General features: G+C 64.0%; 14 protein-coding genes. 11 read left to right on the plus strand and 3 right to left on the minus strand.

The genetic code is table 11. The features are described 5' to 3' along the window. Position 1: 1 nt before the first annotated feature. The 6 genes from otsB (at position 2) to ACNJX8_RS02540 (ending at position 7106) form a co-directional block, all read left to right on the plus strand. Positions 2 to 823: a trehalose-phosphatase gene (gene otsB / locus ACNJX8_RS02515; protein WP_128940946.1), complete on the plus strand. Its 822-nt coding sequence runs from the start codon at positions 2 to 4 to the stop codon at positions 821 to 823. Between the two features lie 231 nt (positions 824 to 1054). Beyond that, on the plus strand, positions 1055 to 2518 hold the full coding sequence (locus ACNJX8_RS02520) for a trehalose-6-phosphate synthase (RefSeq protein WP_128930761.1): 1464 nt from the start codon (positions 1055 to 1057) through the stop codon (positions 2516 to 2518). Between the two features lie 252 nt (positions 2519 to 2770). Then, on the plus strand, positions 2771 to 3472 hold the full coding sequence (gene pcaH / locus ACNJX8_RS02525; protein WP_439359447.1) for a protocatechuate 3,4-dioxygenase subunit beta: 702 nt from the start codon (positions 2771 to 2773) through the stop codon (positions 3470 to 3472). Then, positions 3473 to 4075 (plus strand): protocatechuate 3,4-dioxygenase subunit alpha, encoded by a 603-nt coding sequence (gene pcaG / locus ACNJX8_RS02530; protein WP_128930763.1) that lies wholly within the window; start codon positions 3473 to 3475, stop codon positions 4073 to 4075. A gap of 201 nt (positions 4076 to 4276) precedes the next feature. Beyond that, positions 4277 to 5965 (plus strand): methyl-accepting chemotaxis protein, encoded by a 1689-nt coding sequence (locus ACNJX8_RS02535; protein ID WP_439359448.1) that lies wholly within the window; start codon positions 4277 to 4279, stop codon positions 5963 to 5965. 49 nt (positions 5966 to 6014) lie between these two features. Continuing rightward, the gene (locus tag ACNJX8_RS02540; protein WP_439359449.1) at positions 6015 to 7106 is read left to right on the plus strand and encodes a phosphotransferase; all 1092 of its coding nucleotides are present in this window, start codon (positions 6015 to 6017) and stop codon (positions 7104 to 7106) included. A 169-nt stretch (positions 7107 to 7275) separates the two neighbouring features. On the opposite strand, the gene ACNJX8_RS02545 is transcribed toward ACNJX8_RS02540, so the two are convergent. Genes ACNJX8_RS02545 through ACNJX8_RS02555 form a run of 3 tightly spaced genes read right to left on the minus strand, consistent with a single transcriptional unit; the run spans position 7276 to position 10483 of the window. Beyond that, on the minus strand, positions 7276 to 8832 hold the full coding sequence (locus tag ACNJX8_RS02545) for an MDR family MFS transporter (RefSeq protein WP_439359450.1): 1557 nt from the start codon (positions 8830 to 8832) through the stop codon (positions 7276 to 7278). 12 nt (positions 8833 to 8844) lie between these two features. Further along, complete coding sequence (locus ACNJX8_RS02550; protein ID WP_439359452.1) at positions 8845 to 10008, minus strand: HlyD family secretion protein; 1164 nt, start codon at positions 10006 to 10008, stop codon at positions 8845 to 8847. Then, complete coding sequence (locus ACNJX8_RS02555; RefSeq protein WP_091896610.1) at positions 10001 to 10483, minus strand: MarR family winged helix-turn-helix transcriptional regulator; 483 nt, start codon at positions 10481 to 10483, stop codon at positions 10001 to 10003. The genes ACNJX8_RS02550 and ACNJX8_RS02555 overlap by 8 nt, the downstream gene beginning before the upstream one ends. A gap of 157 nt (positions 10484 to 10640) precedes the next feature. On the opposite strand from ACNJX8_RS02555, the gene ACNJX8_RS02560 reads away from it, so the two are divergent. The 5 genes from ACNJX8_RS02560 to ACNJX8_RS02580 all read left to right on the plus strand — a co-directional run bounded on the left by ACNJX8_RS02560 (position 10641) and on the right by ACNJX8_RS02580 (position 15386). Continuing rightward, positions 10641 to 11135 carry a Fur family transcriptional regulator gene (locus ACNJX8_RS02560; RefSeq protein ID WP_439359454.1) on the plus strand — a complete coding sequence of 165 codons (495 nt, stop codon included), beginning with the start codon at positions 10641 to 10643 and terminating at the stop codon, positions 11133 to 11135. 35 nt (positions 11136 to 11170) lie between these two features. Beyond that, complete coding sequence (locus ACNJX8_RS02565) at positions 11171 to 12124, plus strand: DMT family transporter (protein ID WP_439359456.1); 954 nt, start codon at positions 11171 to 11173, stop codon at positions 12122 to 12124. Positions 12125 to 12136: 12 nt separating this feature from the next. Continuing rightward, positions 12137 to 13420 (plus strand): flavodoxin-dependent (E)-4-hydroxy-3-methylbut-2-enyl-diphosphate synthase, encoded by a 1284-nt coding sequence (gene ispG / locus ACNJX8_RS02570; protein WP_249759137.1) that lies wholly within the window; start codon positions 12137 to 12139, stop codon positions 13418 to 13420. A gap of 260 nt (positions 13421 to 13680) precedes the next feature. Beyond that, on the plus strand, positions 13681 to 14577 hold the full coding sequence (locus ACNJX8_RS02575) for a TauD/TfdA dioxygenase family protein (RefSeq protein WP_439359457.1): 897 nt from the start codon (positions 13681 to 13683) through the stop codon (positions 14575 to 14577). Between the two features lie 110 nt (positions 14578 to 14687). Continuing rightward, entirely contained in the window at positions 14688 to 15386 is a 699-nt protein-coding gene (locus tag ACNJX8_RS02580) for an N-acetylmuramoyl-L-alanine amidase (RefSeq protein WP_439359459.1), read from the plus strand. Positions 15387 to 15388: the final 2 nt, after the last annotated feature.

Consider the following 15388-nt stretch of genomic DNA (forward strand, 5'->3'; position numbering starts at 1 on the left):
TATGAAATCGGAACTTGCGGAAATGGCATTGGACGAGAAGCTCACCATCCCTGGTGACGACGAGACGCCGGAAACGGTGCCGGTGCCGCATGCGCTCGTGCCGCATCTGGACGAGACCGCGATCCTGCTCGACATCGACGGAACGCTGCTCGACCTGATGCCGACGCCGCGCGAGGTGTGGGTGCCGCCGGGGCTGTCGGACACGCTCAATCGTCTGGTGGAACGCACCTCCGGCGCGCTGGCGCTGGTCAGCGGCCGCTCGCTTAACGACATCGACCTGATCTTCGCGCCCGACGTGTTTCGCGCCGTCGCCGGTCACGGCGCCGAGATGCGGCTGTCGGTGGACAGTGAAGCCGATGACGTCCACGCGCCGCCGCTGGACAAGGAGCTGAAGCGGCGGCTGGCTGCGATCGCCAAACTCAGCCCGGGAATTCTGCTCGAGGACAAGGGCTATTCGCTGGCGCTGCATTACCGCCTTGCGCCGCATGCGGAGAAGGCGATCTACGAATCCGTGTCGCTGATCCGCGCCGATCTGCCCAATGCGCCGATCGAGGTGCTGCCTGGCAAATTCGTCTGCGAGATCAAGCATTCCGGCTTCACCAAGGCGAGCGGCGTGCACGAATTGATGAAGCATGAGCCGTTCAGGGGACGTCGTCCTCTGTTCATCGGTGACGACGTCACGGACGAAACTGTGTTCGCGATCATGCCTGATATGGACGGGCTCGCCTTCTCGGTCGGCCGCCGCGCCATGGGTGTGAATGGTCACTTCGATGCGCCGAGCGATGTGCGTGCCTTCCTTGCGCGCTTGCTCGATCCGAGGTGAAACAAAGGCAGCGCCACCTCGCGGACATAATACGCGCCAGCATCGTTGCGCATCGCAATGCATGCTGCGCTACACAAATCGCAAAAAGCTGATGAATCGTCGGGTTCCGCGAAGGAAGCCAGTTCCAACGCGCACGCCCGATTTTGGTTTCAATTCGTTGAAACGATGATCCGGAACCATATTGATGAACGGCAGTTAAACGGGCTGGAATGAAACAGGAGGGGACGACCTGTGAACTTAGTTGTCGTTTCAAATCGCGTCGCGCGCGGCAAACCTAATGAACCCATGACGGGCGGCCTCGCGGCGGCCTTGCTGCCGGTGGTGGAACATTCGGGGGCCATTTGGGTGGGTTCTTCAGGCCGCGTGCGTGATGGCCATCAGAAGGAACCGTTCGCCGAGATCGAAGCACTGGGTTCGGGCGCGATTGCGACGCTGGATCTGCCGGCGGCACATTACGGCGGCTATTACGAAGGCTTTGCTAATTCAGCGTTGTGGCCGGCACTGCATTCGCGCAGCGATCTGATCCGGGTCTCGCGCGAAGATTATGTCAGCTATCGCGAGGTCAACGCCTTCATGGCGCGCGCCTTGATGCGTTTTCGAAAAACAAAAACTGCGTTCTGGGTGCAGGATTATCACTTCCTGGCGCTCGGCGCAGAACTGCGTAGTCTCGGCGTCGGCGATCCCATCGGTTTCTTTCTTCATACGCCGTGGCCGGTCGCCGCGGTGGTGCAGGGCGTGCCCAATCATCGCGAGCTGATCACGGCGATGCTGGCCTACGATCTGCTCGGTTTCCAGACCAATGAGGACTGCCAGAACTTCCTCGCTTATGTCGGCGGCGAGCTCGGCCTCGCCATCGAGGACGGTGTTGCGATCTCTCAGCATGGCCGCACGCGCTGTGAAGTGTTTCCGATCGGCATCGATGCGGAAAAGTTCGCGCAATATGCGGCGAAGTCGGCCTCGCATCCCGACGTGTCGCGGCTGCGGCGCAGCCTCAATGGCGAGCGCCTCGCGATCGGCGTCGACCGCCTCGACTATTCGAAAGGCCTCGTCAACCGCATCAGTGCATTCGACCGGCTCTGGACGGAGCAGCCGCAGTTTGCGCGCAGCATCTCGCTGCTCCAGATCGCGAACCCCTCGCGAGGTGGCATCGAGGCCTATGGCAATCTCCAGAACGAGGTCGCGCGCCTCGTCACCGACGTCAACGGTCGTCACGGCGAAGTGGACTGGACGCCAATCCGCTATTTGAACAAGGGTTTTAGCCAGACCGTGCTCGCGGGGCTCTACCGCACGGCGCAAATCGGCGTGGTGACGCCGCTGCATGACGGCATGAACCTCGTCGCCAAGGAATACGTCGCCGCGCAAAACCCGGCCGATCCCGGCGTGCTGGTACTGTCGAAGTTCGCCGGCGCGGCCAATGAGCTCGACACCGCCTTGATGGTCAATCCGCACGACATCGATGGCATGGCGCGCGCGATCGCGGTCGCGGCCTCAATGCCGCTCACCGAACGCAAGATGCGCTGGGACGCAATGATGAAGAAGCTGCGCGGCCACACCATCCAGCAATGGTCGACCGACTTCGTGGCTGAGCTCGAGAAATGCCGGACCGAGAAGGCCGTCGTCGCTCCGCTCGCAGCGCAGCCGCCGCAGGCGCTACGCTGGCTGAAGTCGGCGATATCAGGTGTGCGGTTGATCTAGTTTTGCTCCCTCGCCCGGTTTTTACGGGAAGAGGGTCTGCACGCGATTTGTCGAAGGGGGCTGTACCCCCCCTTACCCGGATCGCGCCGGACGATGCTTCGCATCGCCGGGACGATCCGACCCGTCCCCGCTTGCGGGCGAGGTGAAGAAAGGAAGCCCGCGAAACCCGCTTCCCCAAATTAGTTATATCCTATAATGATTGGCGGAAGCGTTGACCGGCCGGTCCACAATGGCCGGGGAGGAGTTCGCCAAATGACATTCATCTATCCCACGGACAGCAACAAGGCGCATCCGCTGCCGCTGTCGCCCGAGTACAAGAGCTCGATCAAGCGCGCGCCGAACAAGCCTTTGATCCCGATGCGCCACACCCTGTCGGAGCTGACCGGTCCGGTCTATGGTCATGAGACGGTGCGCCAGGGCGACAATGATCTCACCCGTCAGCACAGTGGCGAGCCGCTCGGCGAACGCATCATCGTGCACGGCCACGTCCGCGACGAGGACGGCCGCGGCGTGCCGAGCTCGCTGGTCGAGATCTGGCAGGCCAATTCCTGCGGCCGCTATGTCCATGTCCGCGACCAGCACCCGGCGCCGCTCGATCCAAATTTTACGGGCGCCGGCCGCACCGTGAGCGATACCTCTGGCTACTACCGCTTCGTCACCATCAAGCCGGGCGCCTACCCCTGGGGCAATCATCACAATGCGTGGCGGCCCGCGCACATCCACCTGTCGGTCTTCGGCCATTCCTTCGTCACGCGCCTCGTGACGCAGATGTATTTCCCGAACGATCCGCTATTCCCGTTCGACCCGATCTTCAATTCGGTGCCGGACGAGAAGGCGCGGGCGCGGATGGTCTCCTCGTTCGATCTCGAGAACACAAAGCCCGAATGGGCGCTGTGCTACCGCTTTGACATCGTGCTGCGCGGCCAGAACGCCACGCCTATGGAGAACCATTAAGTGCAGGATTCTGTGAAGCCAAACGGTATCACCCCATCGCAAACCGTCGGACCGTTCTTCAAATACGGGCTGACGCCAAACGGCGAATACGCCTGGAACGACGCGTTCACCAACTCGACGCTGACGCCCGACGTCACGGGTGACCGTGTCCGCATCGAGGGCCGGGTGTTCGACGGCGACGGCATCGCCGTGCCGGATTGCATGCTGGAGATCTGGCAGGCGGACGCGCAGGGCCGCTTTGCCGACCCGCAGGATAAGCGTGCGCTGCCGAATGCGAGCTTCCGCGGTTTTGCCCGCTGCGGCACGGATAAGGACGGCAATTATTCCTTCGACACCATCAAGCCGGGCGCGGTGCCCGATCCCGAGGGCAAGCCGCAGGCGCCGCACATCCTGCTTGCGGTGTTCGGGCGCGGCATGCTCAGGCATCTCTATACTCGCATCTATTTCAGCGACGAGGCCGGCAACGCCGCCGATCCCGTGCTGGCGCTGGTGCCCACTGAGCGGCGCGCCACGCTGGTTGCGACGCGCGAGGGCGGCAAGGCGGTCTACCGCCTCGACCTGCGGCTCCAGGGCGACGACGAGACAGTGTTCTTCGACGTTTAACTCCCGCGTCGTCCCGGATCTGTGCGCGCCCGAGGCGCGCTTGTCCGGGACGACGGCCGAGCGGGATATCGGAAGCCTCCCGACCGTTTTCCCGTAGTTTCCCGGAGTTCGCGCGGTGCAATTTCCGCGCGTAGCAATCCCGTGTTTACCGCAGTCGTTTAGGATCCATTTGGATTTTGACGTGCGGCATTGGATTGTTCCATGAAAATTCGTCTTTCGCTTTCTTCTGCGATCATTGCATTCGGCATCGTCCTGGCCCTCGGTTTCACGGCCGTGGTCTCCACCAGTCTCTATGCGCTGCGCGAGCTCAAGGTCGGCGGCCCGCTCTATTCCGACATCAAGCTCGGCAACGACCTCATCGCCGACATCCTGCCGCCGCCGGAATACGTCATCGAAGCCTATCTCGAGGCCACCCTCGCCATGCGCGAGCCGGACCAGCTCGCGGCCCATGGCGAGCGCCTGGTTCAGCTCCGCAAGGATTACGACGAGCGCAAGGCATTCTGGGTCTCCTCCAGCCTCTCGGCTGATCTGAAGACCGCGCTGGTGTCGAAATCCGATGCCGAGGTGCAGAAATTCTGGAAGGCGTCCGACCAGCTCCTGCCGGCCCTCAAGGCCAAGGACGCGGCCGCTTCTGAGCGCGCCTATGCGCAGCTCAAGGACGCCTACACCGCGCATCGCACCGTCATCGACAGCATCGTCGAGAACGCCAACAAGCAGAATGCCGCCATGGAGAAGCTGGCCGCGGATCGCGACAGCTCGATGCTCTACATCCTCCTCGGCGTCTCCGCCGCTGTCCTCGCCTTCATTGCCGCAGGCCTGCTCGGCGTTGCACTCGGCGTGGTCCGCCCGATCGTGCGCATGACTGACACGATGCAGAAGCTCGCGACCGGCGATCTCGCCGCCGACATTCCTTTCGCGCACCGCCGGGACGAGGTCGGCTCGATGGCCGGTGCACTCCTGGTGTTCAAGCAGGCGGCGGTCGAAAATTCCCGCCTGCGCGAGGAGCAGTTGCGGCAGGAACAGGAAGCCGCACTCGCCAAACGCGGCGCCCTGCAGCAGATGGCCGAAACCGTCGAGCGCGAGACCGGCCGGTCGGTCGACACCGCGAGCGCGGCGACGCATGGCGTGGAGCGCGCCGCCACCAGCCTGTCCGAGATCGCAAGTTCGCTCTCCGCGCAATCGCAGGCGGTCGCCGCGGCCTCCACCCAGGCCCTCGGCAGCTCGCAGACCGTCTCGGCTGCGGCGGAAGAGCTGAGCGCATCGATCCGCGAGATCGCGAGCCAGGTCGCGCGGACCAGCACGGTTACCAAATCTGCGGTCGCCGGCCGCGAGCAGGCGCGCTCGACCATCCAGGCGCTGGCCGGTTCGGTGAAGAAGATCGCCGAGGTCTCCGATCTGATCGGCGGCATCGCCGGCCAGACCAACCTGCTCGCGCTCAACGCCACGATCGAGGCGGCGCGCGCCGGCGAGGCCGGCCGCGGCTTCGCGGTGGTCGCCGCCGAGGTGAAATCCCTGTCCGATCAGACCGCCAAGTCCACCGAGGAGATCGGGCGGCTGATTGCCGAAATCCAGACCTCGACGCAGGCCGCGGTCGATGCCGTCGAGACCATGGGAGGCCACATCGTCGAGATCGACGGCGTCGCGACCTCGGTTGCCGCCGCGATGGAAGAACAGGATGCCGCGACGCGGGAGATCACGCGGTCGATTTCCGAATCGGCGTCCGCGGCACAGGAGGTCTCGGCCAAGATCGGCAATGTCAGCCGCGACGCCGCCGCGGTGAACGAGCGCGCCGCAGAGGTCAGGCAGGCGATCGCCGGCATGGCGGCCAATCTCGAACAGCTGCGGTCGGTGGTGGTGCGGACCGTACGGGACTCGACCGCCGCTGCTTGACGCCCGGCATCAACTCGGCCGCTGGTGTGTGGGGTTATGATCGTGCAGTATGGCGCGGGACAGGGGCATCGTGGTTATGACATCCCCACAATTGCCGGCGGTCATTGAGCCCGCCCGACTGACGGCCGCGCTACGCAGAGGCGGCGTGCTGGACGCTGGCGCAGTCCGCGAGGTGAAGGTGCTGCATCAGCGTGACACCGTGGTGTCGCACATTGCCCGCCTTGGACTGCGCTATGTCGGCGAATCGGCCGGCGCGCCGCAATCGCTGATCCTCAAGACGCCACATGCCGATTTTGCCAAGACGCTCGCCGATGGCGGCCGGCACGAGGTGGCCTTCTATACGAAGCTCGCTCCGAACATGCCGTGGGGGTTGGTGCCGCGCTGCTTCGACGGACGTTTCGACGAGCCGGGCGGGACCTGGCATCTCCTGCTCGAGGACCTCACCGATAGCCATGAGATCGCAACCCAATGGCCACTGCCGCCGTCGCGCGAGCAAATAGTCGCGATCGTCACCACGCTCGCGCGTTGGCATGCGGCCTGGTGGGACCATCCCGATCTCGGCGACACGATCGGCACCTGGGCGAGCCCCGAAGACAGCGCGCAGCACATGGAGACCTTTGCCGGCCATTACGACCGGTTCGCCGATCTGCTCGGCGATCGCCTCAGCGAAGAACGCCGGCTCCTCTATCGTCGCCTGATCGACCAGTCGGCCCGGCTATCCGAGCGCTACCATTCGCGCCGTAACCTCAGCATCACCCATGGCGATGCCCATACCTGGAATTTTTTCCTGCCGCGCGCTGGCGTTGCCGACACCGTGCGCATCTTCGATTTCGACCTGTGGGGCGTCAATGTCCCGACCAACGACCTCGCTTACATGATGGCGCTTCATTGGTTTCCGGAGCGCCGGCAGGCGCTCGAGCGCCCCCTGCTCAATCTCTATCACGAGGCATTGCTCGCAAGCGGCGTCACCGGATACACGCGCGGCGCGCTCGATCGTGACTACCGCTTGTCGGTGCTCTGGCACATCACTAAGCCGGTCTGGCAATGGGCCATCAACATCCCGCCGGTGATCTGGTGGCACCATCTGGAGCGGATCATGATGGCGGTCGAGGATCTGGGGTGCGAGGAGTTGTTGGGGTAACTCGTCCCGCAAATCCGATGTCGTCCTGGCAAAAGCCAGGACCCATTACCCCAGGGAGAGGTTGTGGCACGAGCTGGCAACCGCGAGTCTTTGCCAAATTTCCGCCGGGGGTAATGGGTCCTGGATCTGCGCTTCGCTTGTCCAGGACGACAGCGGAAACTATAGCTGCCTACTCCATCACCGCGTGCTCCGGTCCCGCGGCCTGCTTGCGCAGTGTGGCCTTGGTCGAGCCGATCAGCAAAGCGAGCGGGATGGTGCAGAGGATGAAGATCATCACCAGCTGGTAATCGTGCGCGAAGGCGATGATCTGCGCCTGCACGCTGACCATTCTGTCGGCCATGGCGCGGCCGGCGTCGGTGGAGAGATTGATCATGCCGCTGACGCTGGGCATCTGGAGCGCGTGGTTGAACGGGTTGATGTGCTCGGAGAGGATCGCGTAGGTCCGCCGTGTTCCCTGCGTCAACTCGGCGATGACGACGGAAATGCCGACCGAGCTCGCGACGTTGCGCATCAGGGTCAGCATCGCGGTGCCGTCGGTGCGCAGATCATTCGACAGCGTCAGGAACGCCACGGTCGAGAGCGGCACGAAGACGAGGCCGAAGCCGAAGCCCTGGATGACGCTGACGGTGACGATCTCCGGCACCTGGGTCAGGTCGGTCCAGCCGGTCATCTGGAACAGCGAGCCTGCAGTCAGCGCCAGCCCTGTGATGATCAGCGTGCGCGCCTCGAAATAGCGCATCATGCGGCCGACCAGCATCATGGCGAAAAAGGTGCCCAAGCCGCGGCTCGCCAGCAGCAGGCCGGCGGTGATGATGGGATAGCCGATCACGTTCTGCATGTAAGGCGAGGCCAGCGCCATGGTCGAGAACAGCACGAGTCCCATCACGATCATGAACACGCAGCCGGTGACGAAGTTGCGATCCCGAAACAGCGCGAAGCGGATGAACGGCGTCGAAGTCGTGAAGGAATGTGCGAGGAAGAAGTAGAAGGCGATGGCGGAGACGATGAACTCCGCCAGGATCTCGTTGGATTCCAGCCAGCCCAGCTGCTCGCCGCGGTCGAGCGCGAGCTGGAGCGCGCCGATCGCGATCGCCAGCGCGGCGAAGCCGAACCAGTCGAATTTGAGGCTGAAATCCTTCCGGGTCTCGTCCATGAAGACGATCAGCCCGAGGACGGTGATGGCGCCGAACGGCAGATTGACGAAGAACACCCAGTGCCAGGAATAGGTCTCGGTGAGCCAGGCGCCCAGCGACGGTCCCATGATCGGGCCCATCATCACGCCCATGCCCCAGATCGACATCGCCTTGGCGCGTTCCTGGAGCGTGTAATAATCCAGCATCACCGATTGCGACAGCGGCACCAGGGCGGCGCCGAACACGCCTTGCAGCAGGCGGAACAGCACCATCTGGTTGATGTCCTGCGCGAGGCCGCACAGCACCGACGCCATGGTGAAGCCGGCCGAGCAGATGATGAAAATGCGCTTGCGGCCGAAGCGGTTGGCGATCCAGCCCACCGGCGCCGTCATGATCGCGGCGGCGACGATGTAGGAGGTCAGCACCCAGTTGATCTGGTCCTGCGAGGCCGAGAGCGTGCCCTGCATGTAGGGCAAAGCGACATTGGCGATGGTGGTGTCCAACGCCTGCATGATGGTCGCGGTCATGGCGCAGATCGTCACCATGTTCCGGCGCAGGCCGGGGACCATCAGGTTGGCGTTGGGGCCGGACATCGTGGCGGATCCTTAGTCCTTGTCCTGGCCCGCTGTCGCCGACAGGCCGAACAGGCCGGCGAGTGAGCGCCGGTGGCCGGTGTCGATGGTGGCGTAGACGCTCATGCCGGCCTTCAGCTTCCGCACGTATTTGTCGGTCTCGTCGAAATAGATCCTGACCGGCACGCGCTGCACCACCTTGACGAAATTGCCGGTGGCGTTCTGCGGCGGCAGGATCGCGAATTGCGCGCCGGTGCCGGGCGAGAGCGAGCCGATCTTGCCCTTGAAGACGTGGTTCGGGAACGCGTCGACCTCGAGCGTGACCGGCTGTCCTTCCGCCACATAGGTGAGGTCGCTCTCCTTCGGATTGGCGTCGACCCAGGGATGCGCGACGTCGATGATGGAGAACACGGGCGCGCCGGCGGCAACGTAACGGCCAAGCTGAATCTGCTCGACCTGCGTCGCCACGCCGTCCATCGGCGCGCGCAGCACGGTGTGGTCGAGGTTGCGCTGGGCGTCGTCCAGCTTGGCTTTCGCCTGCGCGTAGGGCGGGAACTGCTCCAGCGGCAACGCGGGATCGCCGAGCAATTGCGTCTTGGCATTGGAGAGCTGCTGCTTGATGAATTGCGCCTGCGCGCCCGCGGTGACCAACGCATTCGCCGCGTTGTCGAGATCGAGCTGGGAGCCGTAATTGTTCTTCACCAGCGCCTGCTTGCGCTCGACGTCGCGCTGCTTGAGGTCGACGCCCTGTTGGGCAAGGTTGAGCATGTCGCCATAGATCTTGATGTTGGCAACGAGGTTGTCGTAGGTCGTGCGGGCCTGGGCAAGCTGTGCCTTGGCTTCATCTACCGCGTGGCGGAAGGGAACGGGGTCGATCTCGAACAGCTCGTCGCCTTGCTTGACGACCTGACCTTCTTTCACGACCACCTTCTGGATCTTGCCGGAGATGTCGGGCGTCACCAGCACCTTCTGCGCGCCGACATAGGCGTCGTCGGTGCCGACATAGCGGCCGCCGTTCAGATAGAAGGTGATGCCGCCGATGGCGACGATGACAGGCAGGACGACCAGAAGCAGGAAGCGGCGATAGCGGCGCAGGCCCGCCACCAGACGGCGGCGCGGATCGCTGCCGGCTTTCTTGGTCGGCTTGCCGCTGTCGCTCTTCTGCTCGGGCTGGAACTTGAGAACCTGATCAGCCATAGCGCTGCTCCCTACGCGCTTGCTCCGCGCCGCTGGTCTGGGTCGCGTTCCGCACGTTTTCCTTGATTGTTTCGAGTTGGGTGAGGAGGCGGTGCGCATCAGCCGGGGCGATGCCATCGAGCGCGTTGGCGGTGATTTCGGACCGGAGCCCGCTCATCCGGCCGAGCAGCTGCCGGCCGGCCTTCTTCAGGTACAGGCGCTTGACCCGGCGGTCCGAGGCGTCGCTGCGGCGTTCGATCCAATCATTGTCGCAGAGCTTGTCGATCAGGCGCGTCAGCGTGATCGGCTGCACCTCCAGGAGCTCGGCGAGCTCCGACTGCTTCATGCCCTCGCTGCGCTCCACCTTGGCCAGCACCGCCCATTGCGCGCGAGTGATGCCGAAGCGCGACGCCTCCTTGTCGGCATAGACGCGCAGCAGGCGATAGAGCTCGGCGAGCGTGAACAGGAAGTTCTGGTCGACAGACCCGCGGGTCATGAGCTTAATCTCCAATGAGCCTGCAATATAATAAGCAAGCTTATGATTATTCCAGCGCAGATTGATGCGACGCTGTCCCGCAGCGAGAGCATGGCTGACAGCCATCCGAAGTGTCGCGCTTTGGGTTCCCTCGCCGAAATGCTAGAAGATGGGCCGCATGACCCTCGCAAAGCCGGCATTCCCCGCGCCTGACCACGATCACGGCCGCTGCACTGCGGATGCGCTGGCGCATGCCGAACAGGTCTGCGAGCAGCGCGCGCAGAAATTCACGCCGATACGCCGTCAGGTGCTCGGGGCGCTGCTCTCCAGCCACCGTCCACTCGGCGCCTATGAGGTGATTGACGAGCTCGCCAAGTCGATGGCGCGACCGGCGCCGATCACGGTCTATCGTGCCCTCGATTTCTTGATGGCCAACGGCCTCGTGCATCGCATCGAGAGCCGCAATGCCTATCTCGCCTGCGCCGCCCATGACCACGACGCGACCTCGGCCGTCGCGTTCCTGATCTGCGAGCGCTGCGGCCTGGTCGGCGAGATCCCGTCGACCTCCTTCGCCAAGGATCTCAATGCCGCCGCGCGCAGCTCAGGCTTCGCCCCCAAATTGTCCGTGGTGGAGATCACGGGCGTCTGCACCCATTGTCAGAAAGCTGCTTAAAGCAACAACGGCACAAAGCCGGTATTCGGGAAGAGATGTCCTCGCCACAAGCCATACCATCCGCCGCACGTCCCCTCAGTGCCGGCGCCATCGCCCTGATGCTGATGCTGTGCCTGACCTGGGGGTTCAACCAGATTGCGGTGAAGCTGGTGCTGCCGGACATCCCGCCGATGCTCCAGGCCACGATCCGCTCAATGGGCGCGCTGCCGGTGCTGTTCATCATCGGCACCCTGCGTGGCGTCAATTTCTTCGAACGTGACGGCACCTGGAAGCCCGGCCTCATCGCCGGACTGATGTTCGGCATCGAGTTCGTTCTGATCTTCCAGGGCCTGCGCTTCACGCCGGCGTCGCGCGCGGTCGTGTTCCTCTACACCGCCCCGTTCTTCGTCGCGCTCGGCTCCTACCAAGTGCTCGGCGAGCGGCTCGGTGCCACGCAATGGCTGGGGCTCGCCGTGAGCTTTGCCGGCGTCGCACTCGCCATCGGCGTGCCGCAGCCGGATGTCGATGCCAAGGTGTTGCTCGGCGACCTCATGATCGTCGGCGGCGCGGCGTTGTGGGCGGCGACCACGCTGGTCGCCAAGGGCACGCGGCTGCGCTTCGCCGCGCCCGAGAAGGCGCTGGGCTACCAGGTCGCGACCTCGATCCCGATCCTGGGGCTGGCAGCCTGGCTGTTCGGCGAATCCATCACGCACACGCCGGCGCCACTATCGCTCGCCCTCATGGCCTTCCAGGCGATCTGGGTGGTGGGAACCACGTTCACGCTTTGGTTCGCGCTGGTGAAGGCTTATTCGGCCAGCAAATTGTCGGCTTTTACCTTCATCACCCCTTTGTTTGGCGTGGTCGGTAGCTATTTCATCATGCACGACACCTTAAGCCTGACATTCGGGGCCGCTGCGGTCCTTGTAATTGTTGGGCTTTTTCTGGTTAACCGTCCGAGCCAAACGGCTGCGGCGCCGCGCGATGCATTGCTGAACGTCACCAAAACCTGATATTTGGACCCCATGAACAAGCTCGAAAACACCATCGATTCCGACCTCGCGGGCCCCGCGCCCCGGCACAAGACCACCCAGGTCAAGGTCGGTGACGTCTCAGTGGGCGGCGGTGCACCGATCGTCGTGCAGTCGATGACCAACACCGACACCGCCGACATCGACGGCACCATCGCCCAGGTCGCAGCGCTCGCGCGCGCCGGTTCCGAAATGGTTCGCATCACCGTGGACCGCGAGGAAGCCGCTGCCGCCGTTCCGCATATCCGCGACGGCCTCGCCAAGCGCGGCATCACCACGCCCTTGATCGGCGACTTCCACTATATCGGCCACAAGCTGCTTGCGGCCTATCCGGCCTGCGCCGAGGCGCTCGCCAAATACCGCATCAATCCCGGCAATGTCGGCTTCAAGGACAAGCGCGACACCCAGTTCGCCGACATCATCGAGATCGCGAACAAGAACAACAAGCCGGTGCGCATCGGCGCCAATTGGGGCTCACTCGACCAGGAACTGCTCACCAAGCTGATGGACGAGAACGCGGCCTCGGCCGATCCGCGCGACGTGCGCGCGGTGACGCGCGAGGCCATGGTGCAGTCGGCGCTCTTGTCAGCCGCGCGCGCCGAAGAGCTCGGCATGCCGAAGAACCGCATCATCCTGTCGGCCAAGGTCTCGGCGGTGCAGGATCTGATCGCGGTCTACCAGGATCTCGCCTCCCGTTCCGACTATGCCATCCATCTCGGTCTGACCGAGGCCGGCATGGGCTCGAAGGGCATCGTGGCGTCCTCGGCCGCGCTCGGCATCCTGCTGCAGCAGGGCATCGGCGACACCATCCGCATCTCGCTGACGCCGGAGCCCGGCGGCGACCGTACCCGTGAGGTGCAGGTCGGCCAGGAGCTGTTGCAGACCATGGGCTTCCGCACCTTCGTGCCGCTGGTCGCGGCGTGTCCCGGTTGCGGCCGCACCACCTCGACCACGTTCCAGGAACTGGCCCGCTCGATCCAGGATTTCATCCGCGACGAGATGCCGACCTGGAAGACGAAATATCCCGGCGTGGAAGAGCTCAACGTCGCGGTGATGGGCTGCATCGTCAACGGTCCCGGCGAATCCAAGCACGCCAATATCGGCATCTCGCTTCCCGGCACCGGCGAAGCGCCGGCCGCGCCGGTGTTCGTCGACGGCAAGAAGTTCCGCACCTTGCGCGGGCCCACGATCTCCGCCGACTTCAAGGCGCTGGTGATCGACTACATCGACCAGCGCTACGGCCAGGGCGCCAAGGTGCCGGTGACGGCGGCGGAGTAGTTTTCTCTACTCTCGCCCCACACACCTCCGTCGTCCCGGACAAGCGCGCCTCAAGCGCGCGCAGATCCGGGACCCATAACCACAGAGTCTGTGGTTATGGCAGGTCGTCACTCCGAGTCTTCGCCAAACCTAACCCTTTGGTTATGGGTCCCGGATCTGCGCTTACGCTGTCCGGGACGACGGCCGTGTTTGCAGTGCAGATTGCACATCCATCGCCGCGCGCTACCATGCTCTCAATCAAAATGATCGGGAGACACGCCATGAGCTCACTCGCCGGCAAGCAAGGTCCGCGCTATCGCCACATGGCCGATGACGGCGCCCCTTATGAGACCATCGCGGTCGAAAAGCTCACGCCCATCATCGGCGCGGAAATCTCCGGCGTCGACATCGGCAGGCTCGTCGAGGGCGATAGCCGCTCCAACCGGCAGATGGACGAAATCCACCGCGCGCTCGCCGAAAACCTCGTGATCTTCTTCCGCGATCAGCACATCACGCCCAAACAGCATCTCGCCTTCGGCCGCAAGTTCGGCGAGCTGCATTTTCATCCGGCCGCACCGCACGAGGACGAAGACCCGGCGCTGATGAAGATCTACGCCGACAAGGACTCGCCGCGCGCCAATGGCGAGGGCTGGCATTCGGATGTGTCCTGCGATCTCGAGCCGCCGATGGGCTCGATCCTCTACATCAAGCAATGTCCGCCGCGCGGTGGCGACACGCTGTTCGCCAACATGTACGCGGCTTATGACGCTCTCTCGGAACGCATGAAGGCCTATCTCGACGGGCTCACCGCGCTGCATGACGGCGAGCCGATCTATCGCGGCCTCTACGCCAATTACGGCGTCGCCGACCGTCCCTCCTATCCGCATGCCGAGCACCCGGTGGTGCGCACGCATCCGGTCACGGGCAGGAAGGCGCTCTACGTCAACCGCGGCTTCACCCGCCACATCAACGGCATCCCGCGCGACGAGAGCGACGCGATGCTCGCCTATCTCTACCAGCACGCCGAGAACCCGCTGTTCCAGTGCCGCTTCCGCTGGACCGAGAATGCCATCGCCTTCTGGGACAACCGCTGCACCCAGCACCGCGCGATGTGGGACTACTGGCCGCATACGCGCTCCGGCACGCGGGTGACGGTGAAGGGGGAGCGGCCGGTGTGAGGAGGTCGTGGCGCTCCATCGCCGCTATCGCCATTTCGCTGATCCCGTTCTTGCTCTTGTCGGTTGACGATAGCCAGGCGGCCAGGACGCGGAAGGCTGCAAAGACGCAAATGATGGCGGCAGCGCCGGCCAAATGCGAGATGCCGAAATTCCGGATCGTCGTGGATGTCGGACACACCCCGGACTCCTACGGCGCGTTGAGCGCGCGCAATGATCCGGAGTTCGGCTTCAACTTCCGTCTCGCAAGTCTGATCGCAGCAAAGCTCAAGTCCGAAGGCTTTGCCGCAACCCGCCTGCTCGTCACGGACGGCAAGGCGAGGGCGAGCCTGTTCAAGCGCGTCAGTGCCGCGAATGACGGCCGGACCGATCTGTTCCTCTCGGTCCATCACGATTCGGTGCCGGACAAGCTGCTCGAAACCTGGGAGTTCGACGGCGCAAAGAGCTATTTCAGCGATCGTTTTTCCGGCCACTCGCTGTTCGTCTCCGAGCGCAATCCGCACTTCGCCACCAGCCTGAAGCTGGCCCGGATGATCGGCCGACGGCTGAAGGAGCAGGGCCTGCACTATGCCAGCCAATACACCTTGCCGGTGATGGGCCGCTACCGGCGCCAGTTGCTCGACAAAGATGTCGGCGTCTACCGCTATGACGGGCTCGTCGTGCTGTCGCGGACGCGGAGCGCCGCCGTGCTGCTCGAAGCCGGCTCGATCATCAATCGCGACGAAGAGATGGAGATGAACTCGGCGGAGCGGCAGGAGCTGATCGCAGGAGCGGTGGCTGCGGCGGTGGGGGAGTTTTGCGAGAGGCGGTAGCT

The sequence above is a fragment of the Bradyrhizobium sp. SPXBL-04 genome (genome assembly GCF_051853035.1).
Lineage (GTDB): Bacteria > Pseudomonadota > Alphaproteobacteria > Rhizobiales > Xanthobacteraceae > Bradyrhizobium > Bradyrhizobium zhanjiangense.